Annotated in this window: 12 protein-coding genes and 1 tRNA gene; 5 read left to right on the forward strand and 8 right to left on the reverse strand. The window is 67.4% G+C overall.

The genetic code is table 11. The annotated features are described in order from the left end of the window. Window positions 1-47 precede the first annotated feature (47 nt). The gene (locus CLV72_RS18105) at window positions 48-950 is read right to left on the reverse strand and encodes a hypothetical protein (protein WP_106247656.1); all 903 of its coding nucleotides are present in this window, start codon (window positions 948-950) and stop codon (window positions 48-50) included. A gap of 156 nt (window positions 951-1,106) precedes the next feature. Further along, on the reverse strand, window positions 1,107-2,438 hold the full coding sequence (locus tag CLV72_RS18110; RefSeq protein ID WP_106248434.1) for a M20/M25/M40 family metallo-hydrolase: 1,332 nt from the start codon (window positions 2,436-2,438) through the stop codon (window positions 1,107-1,109). Between the two features lie 154 nt (window positions 2,439-2,592). On the opposite strand from CLV72_RS18110, the gene CLV72_RS18115 reads away from it, so the two are divergent. Next, window positions 2,593-2,677 (forward strand) — tRNA-Leu (locus tag CLV72_RS18115). Window positions 2,678-2,851: 174 nt separating this feature from the next. Here the strand turns inward: CLV72_RS18115 and CLV72_RS18120 are convergent. The 5 genes from CLV72_RS18120 to fxlA all read right to left on the reverse strand — a co-directional run bounded on the left by CLV72_RS18120 (window position 2,852) and on the right by fxlA (window position 11,150). Further along, window positions 2,852-4,165 (reverse strand): recombinase family protein, encoded by a 1,314-nt coding sequence (locus CLV72_RS18120; RefSeq protein WP_211302937.1) that lies wholly within the window; start codon window positions 4,163-4,165, stop codon window positions 2,852-2,854. Window positions 4,166-4,446: 281 nt separating this feature from the next. Beyond that, window positions 4,447-6,534 carry a methyltransferase, FxLD system gene (fxlM, locus tag CLV72_RS18125; RefSeq protein ID WP_106247660.1) on the reverse strand — a complete coding sequence of 696 codons (2,088 nt, stop codon included), beginning with the start codon at window positions 6,532-6,534 and terminating at the stop codon, window positions 4,447-4,449. Continuing rightward, complete coding sequence (locus tag CLV72_RS18130; protein ID WP_245930287.1) at window positions 6,534-7,811, reverse strand: lanthionine synthetase C family protein; 1,278 nt, start codon at window positions 7,809-7,811, stop codon at window positions 6,534-6,536. The genes fxlM and CLV72_RS18130 overlap by 1 nt, the downstream gene beginning before the upstream one ends. Next, entirely contained in the window at window positions 7,808-10,891 is a 3,084-nt protein-coding gene (locus tag CLV72_RS18135; protein WP_106247663.1) for a lantibiotic dehydratase, read from the reverse strand. Before CLV72_RS18135 ends, CLV72_RS18130 begins: the two co-directional genes overlap by 4 nt. A gap of 109 nt (window positions 10,892-11,000) precedes the next feature. After that, a complete protein-coding gene (gene fxlA / locus CLV72_RS18140; protein WP_106247665.1) occupies window positions 11,001-11,150 on the reverse strand; it encodes an FxLD family lanthipeptide in 150 nt (49 codons plus the stop codon). Between the two features lie 296 nt (window positions 11,151-11,446). Here fxlA and CLV72_RS18150 point away from each other — a divergent pair, with 296 nt between their 5' ends. Next, window positions 11,447-12,811: an NsdA family TPR-like regulatory protein gene (locus CLV72_RS18150; RefSeq protein WP_146159475.1), complete on the forward strand. Its 1,365-nt coding sequence runs from the start codon at window positions 11,447-11,449 to the stop codon at window positions 12,809-12,811. Window positions 12,812-12,846: 35 nt separating this feature from the next. Next, the gene (locus CLV72_RS18155) at window positions 12,847-13,398 is read left to right on the forward strand and encodes a GNAT family N-acetyltransferase (protein WP_106247672.1); all 552 of its coding nucleotides are present in this window, start codon (window positions 12,847-12,849) and stop codon (window positions 13,396-13,398) included. A 423-nt stretch (window positions 13,399-13,821) separates the two neighbouring features. On the opposite strand, the gene CLV72_RS32295 is transcribed toward CLV72_RS18155, so the two are convergent. Further along, complete coding sequence (locus tag CLV72_RS32295) at window positions 13,822-13,962, reverse strand: hypothetical protein (RefSeq protein ID WP_170141020.1); 141 nt, start codon at window positions 13,960-13,962, stop codon at window positions 13,822-13,824. A gap of 1,115 nt (window positions 13,963-15,077) precedes the next feature. On the opposite strand from CLV72_RS32295, the gene CLV72_RS18165 reads away from it, so the two are divergent. Together CLV72_RS18165 and CLV72_RS18170 are read left to right on the forward strand one after the other, a co-directional pair. Continuing rightward, window positions 15,078-16,703: a DEAD/DEAH box helicase gene (locus CLV72_RS18165; protein WP_245930288.1), complete on the forward strand. Its 1,626-nt coding sequence runs from the start codon at window positions 15,078-15,080 to the stop codon at window positions 16,701-16,703. Beyond that, window positions 16,700-18,580 carry an ATP-binding protein gene (locus CLV72_RS18170; protein ID WP_245930289.1) on the forward strand — a complete coding sequence of 627 codons (1,881 nt, stop codon included), beginning with the start codon at window positions 16,700-16,702 and terminating at the stop codon, window positions 18,578-18,580. Before CLV72_RS18165 ends, CLV72_RS18170 begins: the two co-directional genes overlap by 4 nt. The last annotated feature ends 2 nt before the right edge of the window (window positions 18,581-18,582 follow it).

Consider the following 18,582-nt stretch of genomic DNA (forward strand, 5'->3'; position numbering starts at 1 on the left):
CAGCTGGGAATCAGCGCGCGGCGGCGGGCCGGATGCGTGCGCTCGGGCTAGTCAGGAGAGGTCGACGGCTCGTCCACGACATTGCGGACGACCGGCAGGAGCGCGCGGGACAGCGCGGCGGACAGCGTCGGCTGCCGCCGGGCGTCGGCGGGGTGCGCGAGGTAGCCCGCCACCATGGGGCTGGGCGCCCAGGACGAGGTGGGGACGAGTCCGCCGGAGTCGGAGCTCTGGGCGGAGGAGCCGAAGGAGCGCTCGTCGGGCGACGCGGTCCGTTCGGACTTGGCGGTGGAGACGGTGCCGTCCGTGCCGGTGTCCGCGCCGGCGGCGTAGGCCGGGGCGGGGGCGGTGGCGGCGGAGTGGGCGCCGGTGCGGTCAGCGGGGTCCGAGGCGTCGCCTTCGGACCGGTCGCGGTCGCGCTCGTCGTGCTCGGCGGCTTCGCCGTCGTTCTCCGGTGTGTCGGCGGTGGCGCCGAGTGCGGGCAGCAGCCCGCCGTCCTGGCCGGGCGAGGTGCCGATGCCCTGGCCGGCCTGCTCGGCGCCCGGAAGGGTGGCCACCGTCTCGGTGACATGGCCGACCGCGCCCTCGACGTCGAGGCCGCCCGCCGACGCCTCGGGCTGCTGCCCGGGGGGCGTGGTGATCCCGCCGACCACGGTGCCGGCGGAGTCGCCGATCCGCTCGACGGTCTCCGGCAGGGTGGCGGGCCGCTGCCGCGTCCCGTCCCCTCCGGTGGTGGCCGCGTCGAGGCCGCTCGCGATCGACGACACCACGCCAGAATCGCGCTGGGCGAGGTCGGCGGGAGCGGAGTCGGCCGCGGCCGCGCCGGTGCCGAGCACCCAGCCGGCGAGCGCGAGCCCGCCCAGGGTGAGCAGACGGCGGGCGAGGAGCCCGGGCAGCGCGCGGCGCGAACGCGGCGCGGGACCCACCCGCGTCTGCCGTTCGCTGCGTGCCATGCCGGGACCCCTCACAGGACGATGCCACTTCGACTACGGAGAGCAGTGGTCTCCGTACGGGAAGTTACGTTAGCAGCGCCCGGCGGGGACGGCGGCCAATTCCGCGGGTTCCCGCGAAAAGTTTTCCGCGCGATGCCGGAACGGGCCGCCGACGCCTCAGCAGTTGTCTACGAAACGGTTTAGTACGCGCACGCCGAACTGCAGGCCGTCCACCGGGACCCGCTCGTCGATCCCGTGGAACATGCCCGCGAAGTTCAGCTCCGGCGGCAGTTTCAGCGGCGCGAAGCCGTAGCCCTTGATCCCCAGTTCGGCGAAGGCCTTGGCGTCCGTTCCGCCCGACAAGCAGTACGGAACCGCACGTGCGGCGGGATCCTCCGCTTTCAGCGCATCGGCCATGGCTGCCACCAACGCACCGGAAAAGTCCGTTTCCACCGCGGGCAGCTGCCGTTCGGAGTCGCGGGTCACCTTGGGGCCGAGCAATTCGTCGATCGTGGCAAAGTATTCGTCTTCCAAGCCCGGCAGGAAGCGCCCGTCGACCTCGGCGGTGGCGGTCTGCGGAATGACGTTCGTCTTGTACCCGGCGCGCAGCATGGTCGGATTGACGGAATTGCGCAGAGTGGCGCCGATCATCGTCGCGATCGGCCCGAGCCGGGCGACCGTCTCGGCCACCGCCTCCTCGTCGTCGGGGTCGAACTCGATGCCGAAGGCGTCGCACACCTCCTCCAGGAAGGCGCGCACCGTCTTGGTGAGCCGCAGCGGGAAGCGGTGCCGCCCCAGCCGCGCAACCGCCTCGGCCAGCTCGGTGACCGCGTTGTCGTCGTTCACCATCGACCCGTGCCCGGCGGTGCCCGTGGCCGTCAGCCGCATCCAGGCGATGCCCTTCTCGGCCGTCTCGATCAGGTACAGCCGCAGGTCGTCGCGGACCGTGAAGCTGAAGCCGCCCACCTCGCCGACCGCCTCGGTGCAGTCGGCGAACAGCTCGGGATGGTGGTCCACCAGCCACTTCGCCCCGAAGTACCCGCCCGCCTCCTCGTCGGCCAGGAAGGCCAGCACGATGTCGCGCGGCGGCCGCCGCCCGGTGCGCATCCGCTCGCGCACCATCGCCAGGATCATGGCGTCCATGTCCTTCATGTCGACGGCGCCGCGCCCCCACACGCACCCGTCGGCGATCTCCCCGCCGAAGGGATCGCGCGACCAGTCCGCCGCGTCCGCCGGCACCACGTCCAGATGCCCGTGCAGCAGCAGCGGCGGCCGGCTCGGATCCTCCCCCTCCATCCGCGCCACCACACTGGTCCGCCTCGGATGCGACTCGAAGATCTGCGTGGCCAGCCCCACCTCGTCCAGCTTCGCCGCCACGTACTCCGCCGCCACCCGCTCCCCGGGCCCCGAATGATCCCCCGGATTGGACGTATCGATCCGGATCAGCTCCCGGCACAGGTCCACGACCTCCACCTCGGCCCGCCCGCCCTCGACACCTTCCCCACTCACCTCAGCCACGGCACGGACTCCCCACTAGACGACACCCACCGCCCCATCCTCGCCCCCACCCCCACTCCCCCGCACCCCCGAATCTCGGTAACGTGCACCACCCGCGGTTTGGTATCGTTGGCACGCCGACGCGGCCACACCGCGTCCCACTCACGTCCGGGTGGCGGAATAGGCAGACGCGCTAGCTTGAGGTGCTAGTGCCCGTTAAGGGCATGGGGGTTCAAGTCCCCCCTCGGACACATTATTATACATAGAACTGAAAATTTATGCAGCATTGAGAACCCCAGCGTCACTCACGGCCTGGGGTTTTCTCGTTCCACTCGATCCCCTCACCACCCAACTCTGCATCTTTATGCACCCGTGTTCATACAGCGACACTGCGCACAAGAGGTCGTGGGCGTGGAGCGGACCGGCTAACGCAAGTAGGCGATGATCCTCTCGTTGTCTCCCCTATCGGCCCTCAGGGTCTGAGCGACCGGATCGTAGATAAGCGTCAGGGCGAGTTCGCGGCACAGGTCCGCCTGTTCGGGGAGGTCGCGCGGAATCGTGATCTCCTCGAATCGGTCACCTGGTGGGGTCAGAGCACGGATCAGCAGCCCGCCGAGGCGTGCGAGCACCGTGTCCTCCCGGACGAAGACGTTGCGCCTCTTGTCCGCCACGACATGCTCGGCGGCGCGTACGGCCTGGCAGCGGTAGTTCGCCCGCCCGTTGTTCCACGCCCCCTCCAACCCGCGCCCGCACAGTCCGCAGCGCAGCAGTCCGCGCAGCAGATAGGTGCGCTGCGGCCCGCGCGTGGCGGGAGTCGTCTGCGCGCGGCGGAAGTCCGCGGTGCTCACGATCGCCGGATGGACCGCCTCCCGGGAGTAGACCCACTTCTCGCCGGGGTTCCACCGCGACACCGTGCGCGTGCCGAGACCCACGTTGCGCACGTCGAGCAGCGTCTCGGCCTTGGACTGCTTGTTCCACACCTGATGGCCGGTGTAGCGCGGGTTCGCCAGGATCGCCAGGACCGTTCCCACGCTCCACCCGTCGGCCGACCGGTGCCGGTTGCGGGCCCGGTCATAGGCGGAAGGGCACAGCACACCCTCGCTGTTGAGCTTGTTGACGATCCGCCGCGCGCCATAGCCGGCCAGGCGCAGTGCGAATATGCGCCGCACCACCGGGGCCGTCTCGGAATCGAGGTCCAGTCGATGCAGCCGCGCCCCCAGTGCGGCGAGGTCCGGCCGCGGATGCGGTCCGGCATCCACCAGGCGGTATCCGTACGGCGGGCGCCCGCCCAGGAACCGCCCCTCCAGCTCCGCCTGCGCCGCCATGGCCGTACGCACGCGCAGTTGGATCCGGCGCCGCTCGGCCTTCGACATCCCGGCGTACATCGACATGATCAGGTTGTGCGCCTCGGAATCCGGATCGACCGCTCCACCGATCTCGGGGACCCACAGCTGAACCCCGAAGTGAACGAACAACGGGAACGTCAACGCGTACTGGTTGTCATAGAACACCCGCTGCGGCTCACCGACCACCACCGCTTCGAATCCCCGCCGGGGATCCTCCAGCGCCGCAAGCAACCGCCCGCCCTCCAACCGCTGCGGCCACGCCACCGCCCGCGACTGCCCCACGTCGAAGAACTCCGCGACGATCTCCCCGCCGGCCTTCTCCACCAGATCCCCGGCTCTGGCCAGCTGCCACTGCCGGGATGAAGCCGGATCCTGTAGATCCTCCGTCGACACGCGGCCTACGAACGCAAACCGAACCATAATCCCCTCTGACCTGGGAGAATGCTGTAATCACCTCCCAGAATCCGCCGGGCTGGTCTCCTTGCGTCGGCGTACAGGAACCCTGTTGTCAAACCGAGACACTCGAATGAACCACTGGCTTCCGCCAGGCAGTGCTTCTTCTGATCGGGTGAGGTGTCGGACTGAAGGCCGGAGCCCCGGAGATCAGACGGTGAGGTCGGTCTCCAGGACTCTGGGTTTTCAGCGCCGCTGCGGTCGTCCGCGGCGCTTCACGGTCACCAGTTGATGGTCAGGCGGGTGTCGGGTCGGTCGACCCGGGCACCGGCTTCGAGCCGGCCGTCTTGGGTGGCGGCCGGATAGGCGGTGATGACCGGCTGGGCGGGTCGTTCCTGGCCCCAGCGGTGCAGGAGGTCGTTGATCTGCTCGGCGATCCTGTCGGCGTCCGGGCCGTGGGCGGTGATGCCCAGTTCGTCGGCGTCGTCGCCGACGGGCCGGGCGGTGAGATAGGCGAAGGTACCGCCGTCGTACAGGGCGGCGCCGGACCAGCGCAGGGCGGGGTCGGCCAGGCCGAGGCTCCGGGCGGCGGAGCCGATGGACAGCTTGCCGAAGCTCAGACCGGAGTCGATGGTGGCGAGCCAGAGGTCGAGGTGGGCCGCCTGCTCATCGTGGCGTACTCGGATGCCGGTCCACCGCTGGTGGGCGTGGTGAGTGAGGACCTTGGCCAGAGCGCCTTGGTCCGGGTGGTCATCAGCGTCGATCTTGAGGATGGCGTCATCAGCGAGGCGGACGTGGATCTCGCCCATTTCGGCGGCACCGCGCAGGGGGACGAATCCGCACACGGCCGCGTCGGTGCTGACCATGCGGTCTGCTTGGGTTCGGGTGAAGGCGATGGAGCGGGTCAGGCCACTGCCGTGCAGCCGCAGGGGGACGACGAGGCGCCCCGCAAGGTCGAGCTGCGTCCACCAAGCAGCGGGGATGTCCCAGGCTCCGGCGGTGACGATGATCCTGTCGAACGGAGCGCGGTCGGGATCCCCCAGGGCGCCGTCCCCGCACACCACCGTGACCTGCTCGTACCCGGCGTCGGCGAGGTGGGCGCGGGCGCCCTCGGCAAGGTCCTCGTCGAGTTCGATGGTCACCACGCTGCCGCCGCTTCCGACGAGTTCGGCCAGCAGAGCGGCGTTGATGCCGGTGGCCGCACCGATCTCCAGGACCCTGTGCCCGGGGTCGACGTCGAGTTGTTCGAGCATCGTGGCGACGATGTTGGGGCTGGAGGCCGAGGACAGCGCGGTCCCGTCGGCCGCGCGCTTGGTGACCACCTGCCTGGGCGCATACGCCGTGGCGAGGTCCACCCCGGGCAGGAACAGGTGCCTCGGTACGGCGCGGAAAGCGTTGGCGACCGCTTCGGAGCGGAAGGTGCCGAGGCTCCCGATCTTGGCGACGAGTGCGTCGCGCAGGGTCTGCGGGTCGGTGCTCTCAGAGGCGGTGGTGTCCATGGTCACTGGCCTGACTGTAGTGAGTTGGGTAGGGCTGGTGCGCGGAGCCGTATCGACCCCGTTCGGGCGGTGGAAGATGATCCGGTTCGCGGCGGAGGCGAGTGCGGCCTGGTGTTCGGCGGGGATGCCGAGGCGGTTGAAGCCGAACAGCAGGTGGTCGGTGAGGATGGCACGTACGCCACGGGTGAGCCGGCCGCGCTGGGCGAGGCCGGCGAGCCCTCGTCCGGCGTCCTCATAGGCCGCGGGCCACGTGGGAGACCGGCTGAGGGGGCTGTCGAGGCTGTCGTCGGCGGCCGTGATCAGCATCTGTACCGCGGCCAGGGTCGATGCGGACGGCTGTGGGGTGTCGGCGGCGGTGCGGTGCTCGGCGACGCGGGTCCAGATGTCGCCCTGTTCGTAGAAGTCCTGGCCGGCAGCGTGCATCAAACGGGTTGCCAGCCGGATGCCGATCTCGCGCCGGTGGTCGGGAGTGACTTGGGTGCGGGCGAGGTGGGTAAGGATGTGGCGGCTGTCGGCGTGGAAGAGGTGGTGGGCGATCTGGATGGCGTCGGTGCCGCCGAAGCGGTGTATCTCCGGTTCGTACACCACGCTGTCGGCGTGGGCGCGCAGTTCCGGAATCCTGGTGATCTGAGTGACCAGGTCGGCGACGTTCTCGGTGTGTCCGCGTGTGGGCTTGATCCGCAGGCGCCAGGATTCGCGCTTGCGGACGAACCACCATGCGGTGATCGCTCCGCTGTCCTCGGCCTGGGCCAGCAGCGGAAGCAAGTGGTAGGCGGCTGTGAGTTCGGCTGTGCGCCAGGTGTCGCTCCACAGATTGATCTGTTGCCAGGTGCTGGGCTCGTCGCTCATCCGGGGGCGTCCGTTCGTCATCAGTCGATCAGGAGGCAGGTGGGCCAGCCGCCGGTGGTGCCGGTGGCGATACTGTGCAGGGTCAGGGCGACGCCCGCGCTGCCCTCGATCAGGCCGGGTGCCTGACCGGGGGCGGTGTCGCGGGCGTGGTCGAGTAGGCGGATCAGCAGGCGGTCCAGGCGGTGGGCGATATTCGGCGTGGTGGCGTCGACGGCGGCGTGCCAGGCGGTGGCCAGGACTCCGGCCCAGCCGTGGCACAGGGCGGGGTCGCTGATGCGGGCGAGTTGGACGGGGTCGGCGAGGCAGCGGGCGAGGGCGTCCTCGGCGGACTGCTGGCGGCCGGTGTCCCCCAGGGCGATGGCGGCAAGCTGCTGGGCACGGGCGATACCAGGAGTGCCGTAGCACCATGAAGGGCGGGCAGGTCCGTCCCGGTGGAGCCGTTGGTCGAGCAGTTCGCCCAAGGTGATGTGCTCGGGCCACCAGGGTCCGGCGGAGGAGGGCTGCCGCCAGGCGTCCAGGTGGCGGCAGATGGTCTCGATGGCCTCGTGGTGGCCGTCGACGGTAATGGCTTCGCGCATCGCGAGGGCGAGTAGCGCCAGCGGGCCGGTGATGCCGTGGGCCATGCCCAAGTTGGCGTGTCCGTCGGCGTAGGCCGCCTCGTGCTGCCGCGCGGGTATGTCGGACGTCCACCAGCCGGGGGCGTTGTCGCCGGCCGGATCGTCGGCCGGGATGGGCTGGGCGAGCCGGACCAGGTAGGCGAGGATGCGGCGGAGCCGGTCGCCGCCAGGGTCACGCCTGAGGAGGTAGGCGCCGAGTCCGGTGAGTCCGCGGGTGAGGTCGAACTCGTACTGCGAGGGCCGTCGGGCCGCGTCCATTCGCTCGGTGGCCGCCTTCAGCCGGGTGTGCACCAGTTGGTCGACAGCAGCGTCCAGCCGAGCCAGAACGCCCTGGTACCGGCCGGGGGCTCCGATGTGGACGGCGAAGGCGAGGGCGGGGGCGCCGAACCACAGTCCGGCCCCGTCGCCAGCGGTCAGAGCGTCGCGGGTGGCGCGGGCGAGCCAGGCGTGCGTCGTTGCCGCGCTACCGAGCCCCTGCTGGGCGCGTAGACCGTGCAGGACGGCGACGCCTGCGGCTCCTTTGGACAGCGACTGGTCGCGCCAGCGCGGGCTGTCGGGTCGGACGTCGTCGCCGTAGTCGGTCGGCGGCGGGACGGCCAGCGCGTCGGTGAGTTCGGTGGCGACGGCCGCGGCGTGCCCTCGCAGGGCCGCCTTGTTCATCGTGGTCCCCAGGCCGTTCACCAGTCGCCTACCTGGTGTCGTCGATCGGCGCGGCGTGCGGCATCGGCCAGAGCGACAGCCCGGGCCAGTTTGTACGTCGTCGCCTCGTCGGCCTCGTCGGGGGCGTGGGCGCGGACGTGGTGCAGGTGCAGTAGTGAGCCGAGCACCTTCTCGGGAGCCTGGCCGGAGGTGGCGAGGCGGTTGGTGTAGTCGGCCGCCGCCTCGGCCCGTGCCGCCCAGGCGGCGGCGAGGTCCGACCCACCCGCCAGGGCCTGAAGCGCGCTTTGTCGGGCGAGGTTAAGTGTGTGGCTGCGCATCCGGCGGTCCTGGGACGGGGCGCCGTCGGCGTACCGAGGGTGGTCGAGCAGCCAGCCAAGTCCCGCCGGACGGCTGCCCAAGGCGGCGCCCGTCAGGTCGATCATGCTTACGGCCGTCAGAGCTTGCGGCGGGATCTCCTGGTGGGTGGCCAGGAAGGCGAGTTGGGCGAGCACGGCCGTCGAGTCGGCCGCGAACAACGCCTCCGCGGCATCGAGGGCCGCACCGGTCCCGTAGCGGCCGGTCTCAGGATGGTAGGCGTCGAAAGTGACCTCACCGGCCAGGCCCGCCTGCCGCAGCCGTTCCGCCCAGGCCGCCACCCGCCCGGCGGCCCGCTGGATGTCGGCGTCGCGCAACCTGAGCCGCAGATGAGGTCGCGGATGGCCGTAACGGACGAACCACCACCGCGGCAGTTTCTCCCACTGCTCCAGCAGGGACGGCAGGTGCCGGGCAAGGATGGCGTTCACCGCTTGGCCTGGGCCGTACAGTTTCGCGAACACCACCCCGGCTCCGTCCTGCCGGTCGGCCACCGGCAGCGGGTTGGTGGTGAGGAAGGACGGCGCCGGCCACGGCGGCGCTGTCGGGACCAGCGGGATGACGATCTCGTGGACCCGGCCACCGCACCAGCCGTGATCAGCACCGGTGGACGCCTCGGCCACGGTGACCGGCCCGTCGGCGACGTCAAGGTGGGAGCGCAGCACCGCCAGGTCCATGGCCTGGTCCAAGTCGAGCCGCAGGCGACGGTCGCCGTCGCCGACCGACACGGTGGCGGGTAGGCGCCGAACCTCACGGAGCTTCTCCCAAGCCGCCACCCATTGGCCTTCCGACGCCTTCAGGCCCGGCAGGCCGGCCGGGTCGATGCGCCACTGGGCGGGGGTGAGGATGCTTCGGCCGTAGCGCACACGAGGCAGGTCGGGAAGGCAGGCAGCGATGCCCCAGTCGAACGTGGTGACCGCCGGCTGGGTCGAGCGGGGGATCTCGAACAGCAACCGGGCCAAGTCCGGCATGGTGTGCCGGGCCCCGGCGTGCGGCAGCATCGGCTCGATCACCCGCCGCTGTGAGCGCGAGACGAGGTACAGACGCGTCGAGTCCGCCGCCACGGCCAGATCCGTCACCGGGATGTGTCCGGCGCCGCCGTGGCGGTGCTCGGCCAGCGAGATCACGTGCGGCAGCACCGGCATCACCCGCAGGACGTTCTCGCTGCCAAGGTGCCGGGGTGGGAAGGACAACTGGGCGGCGAGCGCCCCATGTACGCCGGTCGGGAAGGCCGCGTACACGGCGGTGGTCTTGTTCCGGTCGCTGGTCTCCAGGAGATCGAGGAACCGGCCGGTGGTGGCGCCGAAGCGACCGAACCCGCTCACGGCCAAGGCGAACTCGCCTTCGTCGAGAGCGGCTTGGGACGCTGCACGAAGGTCGGCCGAAAGGTCCGCAGCCGACACCGGTCGAGCGCCGTCACCGGTGAGGGCGATCCCGTCGAGGTCGGCGTCGTCCAGGACGATCTCGTGTCTGCGGTCGAGGGCGGCCTGGTGGGCGAGCGCGAGCAGGGCGTCGTCCCGCCGTGTCACCTCCCGTCCGGCAGGTTGGATGAAGTGGCGGGGGTAGCCGAGGCCACGGGCCGGATCGGTCAGTTCAGCGACTGGTACGAGGGTGCCAGGCCCGTACCGGGCGAGGAAGTCCTGGTGAAACTCGCGCCAGGACGCGCTCGCCGACGGCTGCGGGGTGAGGCGGATGAGGGCCTTCGCCGCAGCGGCGGCCTCAACGGCCACCACACGGGGCAGCACGAGCGTGGCGCCAAGGTGGAGGTCCACGGCCACGGGCTGGTCGGTGACCGGAGAGAGGGCCCGCATCCGGCTGGAGACCAGGCGCCGACCCTCCTCGCCGGCCCGTGCTCCGGCTCGACCGAGACCGCTCAGCTGGTGGTGGAGGGCGCGCAGTTCGGCGTGCAGCGTCTTGACCTCCGCCACGGCGTCTGCGCCCATCTCGTCCAGTTCACACAGCAGGTGCCCAAGAGGATCAGCGCAGGTTCCCGGAGCCCGCAGGCTGCTGATCAGCACGCCGGAGGTCACCAGCCGACCCACCACGTCCGCCAGGGCATCGCGAGCGGCACCGGGATACCCGGCCATGATCTTGTCGACCAAGGCGTGGACTGGAACGGGAGTGCGGGCCGCCTGGCGGATGGTCCGCAGGACAGGGATCGAACGGACGGTCACCTCTGCCACGACCTCGCCCCCGCTACGGATGGCGGAGGCGAGATGCGGTTGCCAGGGCACCACGAGCGTTTCACCGCGCTCGGCGAGGAGGTCGTTGAGGACGACCGGCAGCCGCTCGCGCAGAGGCCGACACGCTTCCAGCCGAGCGATTACATCAGCGAGCCAGACCGCGTCAACCCTCGTACGTAGCCGGTGGTCCCCGCTCCACGACAATTGGGCGCGGGCGCCGAAGTGGACCGGGCCGACTCCGGCGAAGGTGCCGAACGGCGTGGCACGGCCGCGTGCGCGAATCAGGTATCTGGCCAGGGAGGTTCCCATGCGCCGCAGCCGAGGCACCGGGTATTCGCGTCCGCCAAAAACCTGTTCGATTTTCTGGGCCAAGGGCGGGCTCGCCTGCGTGACTGCTTCGGCGAGGCGCCGCGTCGCCCACATCTGGGCGAGCCAGGCCCGCCACGAAGCGGCTTCGGCCGCCTCCCCGGGCCACGGCGGCAGCCCTCGGCCATCTCCGGCAACACTCGCCCGCCACGTCGCCGCCGTTAACGGTCGGTAGTACGGCGCGGAGTCGATCGCTGTCATCTCTTCATGCCTTCCACCGCTGCGGCCTGTGACGTTCGGATGTGGGCCCGGGGGTGCCCGCGCGGCGAGGGCGTCTCGCCGCGCGGGCACCCTGGACGTCAGACCCGGGTCAGCAGTCGCTGCCGCGGACGGTGTCGCAGCCGTCGTCGGTGGATGACAGCAGGGCCGCCGCCACCGGGCCGGCGGTGACGATGCTGACGTTCAGGTCCAGGTCGACGGTGTCGGCGGCCTGCGTTTGCTCGATGGTGGTGATGTGCATGGCGGTTCCTCCTACTGGTCGGTCGTGCTTGGTGTCGGCATCACTGAGTGAGCGGGTGGCCGGGGCCGTATCCAGGACACCGCCAAGCCGGATCGAATCCCAGGCCGCCATCCGTCCGCGCACCGGACCTCTTCCGGTCCCACGCTGCGCGGCTCGATCCTGGAGCGGCCGTGCATCGGCCTTTTACCGGACGTTTTAAGGTGCGAAGTGCACACCCATTCGGCGCTGACCTCACAGTGGCCGGAGGCGCCGCTACGGTGAGTGGGCAGGCGCTCAGACCATCCGAGGGCAGGCCCATGGCCGGAACCAGACCACGCAACCAGCTACTGCGACAGGCGCGCGAGAGCGCCAACCTCACCCAGGAGCGGTGCGCAGAGAAGCTGACCAAACTGGCGGACGAACTCACCAGCGCCGGAAGGCTCACGCGCCGCACCTCGGTGAGCGTGCGCCAGTACCGCCGGTGGGAGAGCGCAGTTCCGCCGTGGCCGCATGCGGACCACCGCGTCCTGCTGGAGACGTTCTTCCACCGGAAGATCGCCCAACTGGGATTCACCCCGCCCTGGACCGAGGACCTTGTGCCCACTGGGGCCGTTCTCCTCGAACCCGGACCTGACGAGGAAGCCGAGCACCAAGACCCCGCGAAACGCCGTCATGCCCTTGGCGGCGCCTCCGCCCTGGGACTTGCTGCCGCCGGACACAACTTGCCCTGGCTCACCCCCACCGCATCCGCCTCGGGACACGCCGAACTGAAGATCGGCGGGGACGAGGTCAGCCTGCTGCGGCAGGCCGCCTACGATCTCGATGCCATCGACCAACGCTTCGGCGGCGGCCGGTTGTGGAGATCCGCCCGCGCCCACCTGTACTGGGTGCACCACCTCATCGAGCACGGCACCTACACCGAGCAGGTCGGCCGCGAGCTGCACGGCATCTCCGGACAGCTGACCACCTCCCTGGGCTGGTTCTGCTACGACGCCGAGGAGCAGGCCGAAGCACGCGTGTACTTCTCCGAAGCGCTGAACACCGCGATGCTCAGCGGTGACGACCCGCTGGCAACGCGCACCCTGTCGAACATGGCCCGCCAGTCCGTCGACCTGGGCAAGCCCCGTGAGGCAGTGCGCTTCTGCCGCATCGCCGAGGCCCACGCCTTTGAATGGGAGGCCCCACCTCGGGTGCGGGCCCTGTTGGCGATCCGCGAGGCGCAAGGGCATGCCCGCGGCGGAGATGAACTCGGCTTCGAGAACGCCATCAAGCGCTCTTGGACGCTGTTCAACAAGGGCACCACCGACCGCGACCCGGACTGGACCGGATTTCTCAACGAGGCCGAGCTGACCTGCCTGGAGGGCATGTGCCGCTCCGATCTGGGCCAGCACCGACGGGCCGTGAAGCTGCTGACCACTTCGGCCCGGATGCAGGACATCGAGCACTCCCGCAACCGCGGCATGTGCCTGGCCCGCCTGGCCGGCGCCGCGCTGAAAAGCAGGGACTTCGACCACACCGCGTACGCCGCCGAGGAGTCCTTCCGCCTCATCGACGGCGGCATGACCTCCACCCGCAACCTCAAGCAGCTCGGCACCGTCCGCGACGGGCTCACCCGCCTCCCCGATCCGGCCGCCAAGCGACTTTCGGAGAAGTTGAGCGGTTACATCACCGTCCCGGCATGAACCACTAACCCCACCACCGCGAAAGGAGCCGCTTTGTGGCGGACATCGAGATCACGCGGTACAACGCCGACCACGCCAAAGCCATCGCGGACGAACTGATCGACGTGTACACGAAGGTCTACGACACCCCTCCGTACATCGGCGACCCGTTCTTCTCCACCGCCGCCTTCACCGACCGGCTCACCGCCGCCTTCCCCTCAGCCGGCTTCGAGACGGTCGTCGGCCGCCTCGACGGCCGGATCATCGGCTACGTCCACGGCGCCACTCTGCCCGCGGACAAACTCTGGTTCACCTCCCTGGCTGACGCCCGCCCGAAGGAGTTGGTGGCCGCCGCTGAGCAGGGGAACGTGTTCTGGCTACGGGAGCTGATGGTGCTACCCGAGGTGCAGAGCCAGGGCATCGGCCGAATGCTGCACGACACCACGATCGACGGACGGACCGAGCCGTGGACAACGCTGACGTGCATGGTGGACAACGAGCCCGCCCACAGCGCCTACCTACGGTGGGGCTACCGGATCATGGGGCAGATCAAACATGCCCCCGAATCCCCCATTTACGACGCGATGGCGCTGGCCCCACGGCGGTAACAAATTCGGAGAGAAGTTAGCTCCGGCGGTGAGACGCGTTTATCAAGCCCAAGGCTATCTAGCGGGTCTGCTCGGGCAACCTTGCATCGTCGTAATGTCGACAACGTCACCGCATGCCGTTCAGGCGGCCACCAGCACGAAAGGCATCTGTTGAATCTATTCCAGCACAGGCTTGCTCGGCCTGCTGTTGCCATATCGGTACTTTGGTAGCACAATTTTAGTGTGGTCAGGTCTCAGGCCGCCACAGTTGACAGCGCCGAACGACCTGGAGACGTTGTGCCATTGTTGGACGACTTGACGGTAAACACCGAACATGCGAGCGATCTCGACTTTGGATCGTGCATCGGCTCGAACAAAGCGTGGCCAGCACTCAACGGGAGTGGAGCGCTTCGAAGGTCGAGGGTTCTAGAGGACCTCCATGTCTTATGGCGGTTGGAGGTCCAACCGAGGTAGGGCGTCTTCGGGGAGCCAGAACCGCCACAGCACCTCAACCGGTCCGCTCAGCTCCTCGGGTGGCAGCAGGACGCACCAGGCGGTGAGGTCGAACTTCGCCGACAGGTCCATCCCGCCCCACGCCTCCCGGCCGACCAGTCAGCCTCGCTCCTGGTCCGGGTGCTGCCACACCGTGCCGGCGGACGCGTCGTAAAGGTGCATGGGCATCCACCGGGTGGCTTGGCGCACCCACTGGTTGAGGTGGAACTGGCGGAACGCATTCTCCTTCTCGGGTGCGTTGCGGGCGTCGTTGGCGACTTGGCGGAACTTCTCCAGGCCGAGGAAGTCACCCAGGGCGGGGTTGGCAATCGGCCAGGTGTTCTCGACCCATGGCAGTATCCGACACCCACCGGAACACGTGCAATCCGAGCTGGGCGATGTTGTGGGCGAGGAAGTCCACCACAGTCCGCACCAAAAACTCTTCCCTTGACTGGACGTCACCGATATCATCGAGCTCCTCCCAACAGATGATCGCCAAGCCTTCCTTCAGCGCCAGGTTTTTCCCTTACCGGTGCGCCCTCCTCGAACCAACCAGACTGCTGGTACGGAATTGGCCATGCGAGCCTCCAGACGTCTACTGGAGAATGGGGTGAGGTCCTTCTGACGGGACCAGCGTCGGTGTCAAGGTCGACCAACAGGAGAAAAGCTCGCCGAACGGTTCGTCCGTTCCAACGCGCGAGCAAGATAGCCGTTCGGTATGCTGGCGTGATACTCACAACGAGCCCCTCCGGGCTCGCATCCATCCGTCCAGACTGGCCCAACTCCAGGAGTGCAAGACCATCCTGGCTGACCTCATAGGCAACACACGTGAGCTCGCCGCCCCTGTGGACCACAAGTCTGGGATGGTGCGCGCGGCTCAACAACGGTACTCTCCCCTTCCCCTCTCGCCGGGACGAACCGCAACGGCGGCCATGAACGGCCGGAGCAGCGGAGGCTGACACAAGTCCGCACACCCTGTCGGTACCGCGGTCTATGGTGGGTCGCACTGTGGTCCACAACACCCCAACGCACGTTGCACAGGCGACTAAGAATGGCTTAGTACAAGGAGCTTATAGGCACGTGGAGCTACGCACCGGCACGACTGCATCACACACCACCGACCAACTCATCCGCTCCGCGAGCTCTGTGCAAAGACCACGAACAGCACGTTCATCGCAGGCACGCACGCGAGATAGCGCGGAGCCCGCGTGACGACATGGACGCCGGGTATCGCCTTCGAAACCGTCCTCGAAGACGCCCCTTACACCTACGTTCGGCGCCTCCTCGGTGACGACTTCTGCCGGCTCCTTGATCTACTCGAAGGCGGTGAGGCAAATGAGGCATGGGTCCGTACCGTCGCGGGCGACGCCATCGACCTCGACCACCTCATCACTGACGCTACCGAGCGGGAAGAACTTCTCCGCCTCATTCCCAAATTTAAGCAGGTCGAGCTGCTGCAACGCCTGCAACAGGACATCGACGGAGCCCCGCCCCTTGCGGTGTTGAACTCTCTGCGTTGGACAGCCGACAAACGGGCAGAACTGCTGGAGTTCCTTGGCCGGACCATGGAGAGTGTCCCGGCTCCGGGTCCGCAGAGTCGGACCACGGTGGAACCCGAATACGGATTGTTCGCGCATCAACGCGACGCGATCGAACGCACGAAAGTCCTACTCTACGACGGCTACCGCCGCGTCGTGCTGCATCTGCCGACCGGAGTCGGCAAGACGCGCTCGGCGATGAACATCATCGCTGACCATCTTCGGCAGCACGGCCCCACGGTCGTCGTGTGGCTCGCACACGGCCAAGAACTCCTCGAACAGGCCGCCGCAGAGTTCGAACGAGCCTGGAGCCGGCTCGGCGACCGGCCTGTGACTGTGGCCCACGCCTGGAGCTCCGCCTTGGCCGATGTCAGCGATGTCAGCGACGGGGTCGTTATCCTCGGTCTGGAAAAGGCGGTCGCGGCTGTCAAGCAGGACCCGCAGTACCTGGACAAGCTCGCCTCGCGCAGCAGCCTGGTGGTCTTCGACGAGGCCCATCAAATCATCGCTCCCACTTACCAACACGTGGTCTACGCCCTGACAGTGCGGCCCGAATGCTCACTGCTCGGGCTAACCGCAACCCCGGGCCGAACCTGGTCGAACATCGCCAAAGACGAGGAGCTGTCAGACTTCTTTCACCGGCAGAAGGTGATGCTAAAGATCGAAGGGTACTCCAATCCAGTAACCGCACTTATCGACGACGGATTCCTTTCCAAGCCGACCATGCACACCGTTGGCGCAGACGCAGGTCTTGAGCTGTCCGAAGAAGATCTCAATCGCATCGCGCGATCTTTCGATATCCCAGGCGATGTTGTGCAGCGGCTCACCGCCTCAGAGCAGTGGAGCCTTCAGGTCGTGCACACGATTCAAGATCTCGCCGAACGGCACCTGAGAATCCTGGTTTTCGCCGCCTCAGTCGAACACTGCCGTCTCCTGGCAGCAGTATTGAAATCTATGGGCATGGACGCCGACTACGTGACCAGCGAATCCACAGCAGCACATCGCAGCAGGGCGATAACACGGTTCAAAAGTAAGTCCCGCCGCACCATGGTCCTCTGCAATTATGGCGTCCTCACGACTGGTTTCGACGCGCCAGAGACAAGCGCGGCAGTCATTGCCCGCCCGACGAAGTCCCTGGTGCTCTACAGCCAGATGGTCGGCCGGGTGATCAGAGGTCCAAGAGCTGGTGGCACCCCGAACTGCGAAATCGTCACCGTCATCGATCCGAGCCTTCCTGGCTTCGGGGATCTCGCTGCTGCATTCACTAACTGGGAAGATGTATGGGAGACCGCATGAGCGTGCATTCTGACAAATACAGGATCGTCAGCCCTGAGCTGACGGTCAAAGCGATGCGCGATAGTGGTTACAAAGACACCGCCCACGCGCTCGCCGAGCTCATCGACAACAGCATCGATGCCAAGGCCGACCTGGTGGAAGTGTTCGCGTGCGAAGCTCCTGTCCAACTAAAAACTCGAGTGTCCTATCGCGTTGAAGAAATCGCGGTCCTCGACAACGGCCACGGGATGAACGCCGAGACGCTTCGAAGGTCACTCAAGTATGGTGACGGGAGTGGCAACGGTAATGACGGAGAACCCCGCATCGGCAAGTTCGGCATGGGTTTGCCGAACTCTAGTCTGTCGCAATGCACACAGGTCGAGGTCTGGTCCTGGACCAACGGCCCCGGCAACGCCCTATACACCTTCCTGAACCTCGACCAGATCAGGAAGGGCCAAGAGAACGTACCCGACCCGGAACACAAGCCTGTTCCAGAGTATTGGCGCAGGCTCAGCAACGGACTCGACAGGTCCGGGACGCTCGTGTTGTGGACCGACCTAGATCGAGTGAACTGGTACGGGGCTGCCGCCACCCTTCGTCACACTGAGGAACTGATCGGCCGCATCTACCGAAAGTTTCTCGACACGGGACGGGTCCAGATCCGCATGGCACCTGTCCGGGACGGGCAGGTCATCGAAGGCGGCGAGTACTACGCGGCCCCCAATGACCCGCTGTACCTGATGAAGGAAACCTGCACACCGCCCCCCTTCAACAGCAAGCCGATGTTCCAGGCTTTTGAACTCGGTGACCCGGAACGGCCAGGGTTCCAGTCCTTCCAGATTGCGGACAAGGACGGTATTCGGCACACGGTTACGGTCCGAGCGGCAATGGCGCGCCCCGAAGCACGCATACGCGATATTCCGGGCCACCCGTGGCCCCAAGATGCCAAGTCTAACAAGGACGCAGGCCACCAGAAATGGGGCAAGCACGCAGAACGGAACGTCGGAATCTCCCTTATACGTGAGGACCGGGAACTTCTCCTCGACAGCGCCTGGGCAGAAAGCGATGTCAGGGAACGCTGGTGGGGGGTAGAGGTATCCTTCCCTAAAGCGCTGGATGACATCTTCGGCGTGACCAACAACAAGCAGAGCGCTACCGTTTTCGAGTCGCTTGCACGTCTCAACTGGGAAGCGGAGCTTGATGAAGGTGAAACATACAAGGCGTACAAAGACCGCCTGAAGGAGCTGGGAGACCCGAGGCTGCCACTCATCGACCTCGCCAATCACATCAGAACTTCATTGCTGCGTCCGATGCGCGCAAAGATAAAGGCGCAGACAAAAGGAATCCGTGGAGATTCTGGGGAACGTCACCCAGACAGAGCAGCACGCCAAGCCACCAACGCTATCAGGAAGCGACAGGAAGACGGACACACCACCAAGGAGGACCTCGCCAGTCGCGGCCAGAGCGAAGACGAGAAGCGAAAGGAACAGGTCGACAACCTGGTAGCGCGCCACCACGTTGACCCAGCGGCCGCCACGAAGATAGTTGACCATTCGCTCAAGTTGGGTCTGTTGGCGAACTGGATTACTTCATCTCAGGACACCGAAGCGTTCTTCACGATCGACCCAATGACCAGTATCCTTCAGGTCGCATTCAATTCGGATCATGTTCTTCATGGCCGGCTGATGGCCGTCATGGAGGAGGTCCCAAGCGATTCCTCTTCCGAGGACCTGCGAGAACGCCTCGCCCAAGTCGCCACCACCTTCCAGCTCCTCCTCTTCTCCTGGGCGCGTATGGAGAAGGAGACGTCAGATCCCGAGCGTCTCAAGATAGTCAAGGACGCTCGTCGCGACTGGGGCAGCTATGCTCGCGACTTCATCGAGGATGGGGACTTTTAAGT

The sequence above is a fragment of the Allonocardiopsis opalescens genome (assembly GCF_003002095.1).
GTDB classification, from domain to species: Bacteria; Actinomycetota; Actinomycetes; order Streptosporangiales; family Streptosporangiaceae; genus Allonocardiopsis; species Allonocardiopsis opalescens.

What these genes read in the sequence shown, in the direction of transcription:
- CLV72_RS18105 (WP_106247656.1), bottom strand. Translation starts at nt 950, where the DNA reads ATGGCACGCAGCGAACGGCAGACGCGGGTGGGTCCCGCGCCGCGTTCG.
- fxlM (WP_106247660.1), bottom strand. Translation starts at nt 6,534, where the DNA reads ATGACGAACGGACGCCCCCGGATGAGCGACGAGCCCAGCACCTGGCAA.
- CLV72_RS18135 (WP_106247663.1), bottom strand. Translation starts at nt 10,891, where the DNA reads ATGACAGCGATCGACTCCGCGCCGTACTACCGACCGTTAACGGCGGCG.
- fxlA (WP_106247665.1), bottom strand. Translation starts at nt 11,150, where the DNA reads ATGCACATCACCACCATCGAGCAAACGCAGGCCGCCGACACCGTCGAC.
- CLV72_RS18150 (WP_146159475.1), top strand. Translation starts at nt 11,447, where the DNA reads ATGGCCGGAACCAGACCACGCAACCAGCTACTGCGACAGGCGCGCGAG.
- CLV72_RS32295 (WP_170141020.1), bottom strand. Translation starts at nt 13,962, where the DNA reads ATGGACCTGTCGGCGAAGTTCGACCTCACCGCCTGGTGCGTCCTGCTG.
- CLV72_RS18170 (WP_245930289.1), top strand. Translation starts at nt 16,700, where the DNA reads ATGAGCGTGCATTCTGACAAATACAGGATCGTCAGCCCTGAGCTGACG.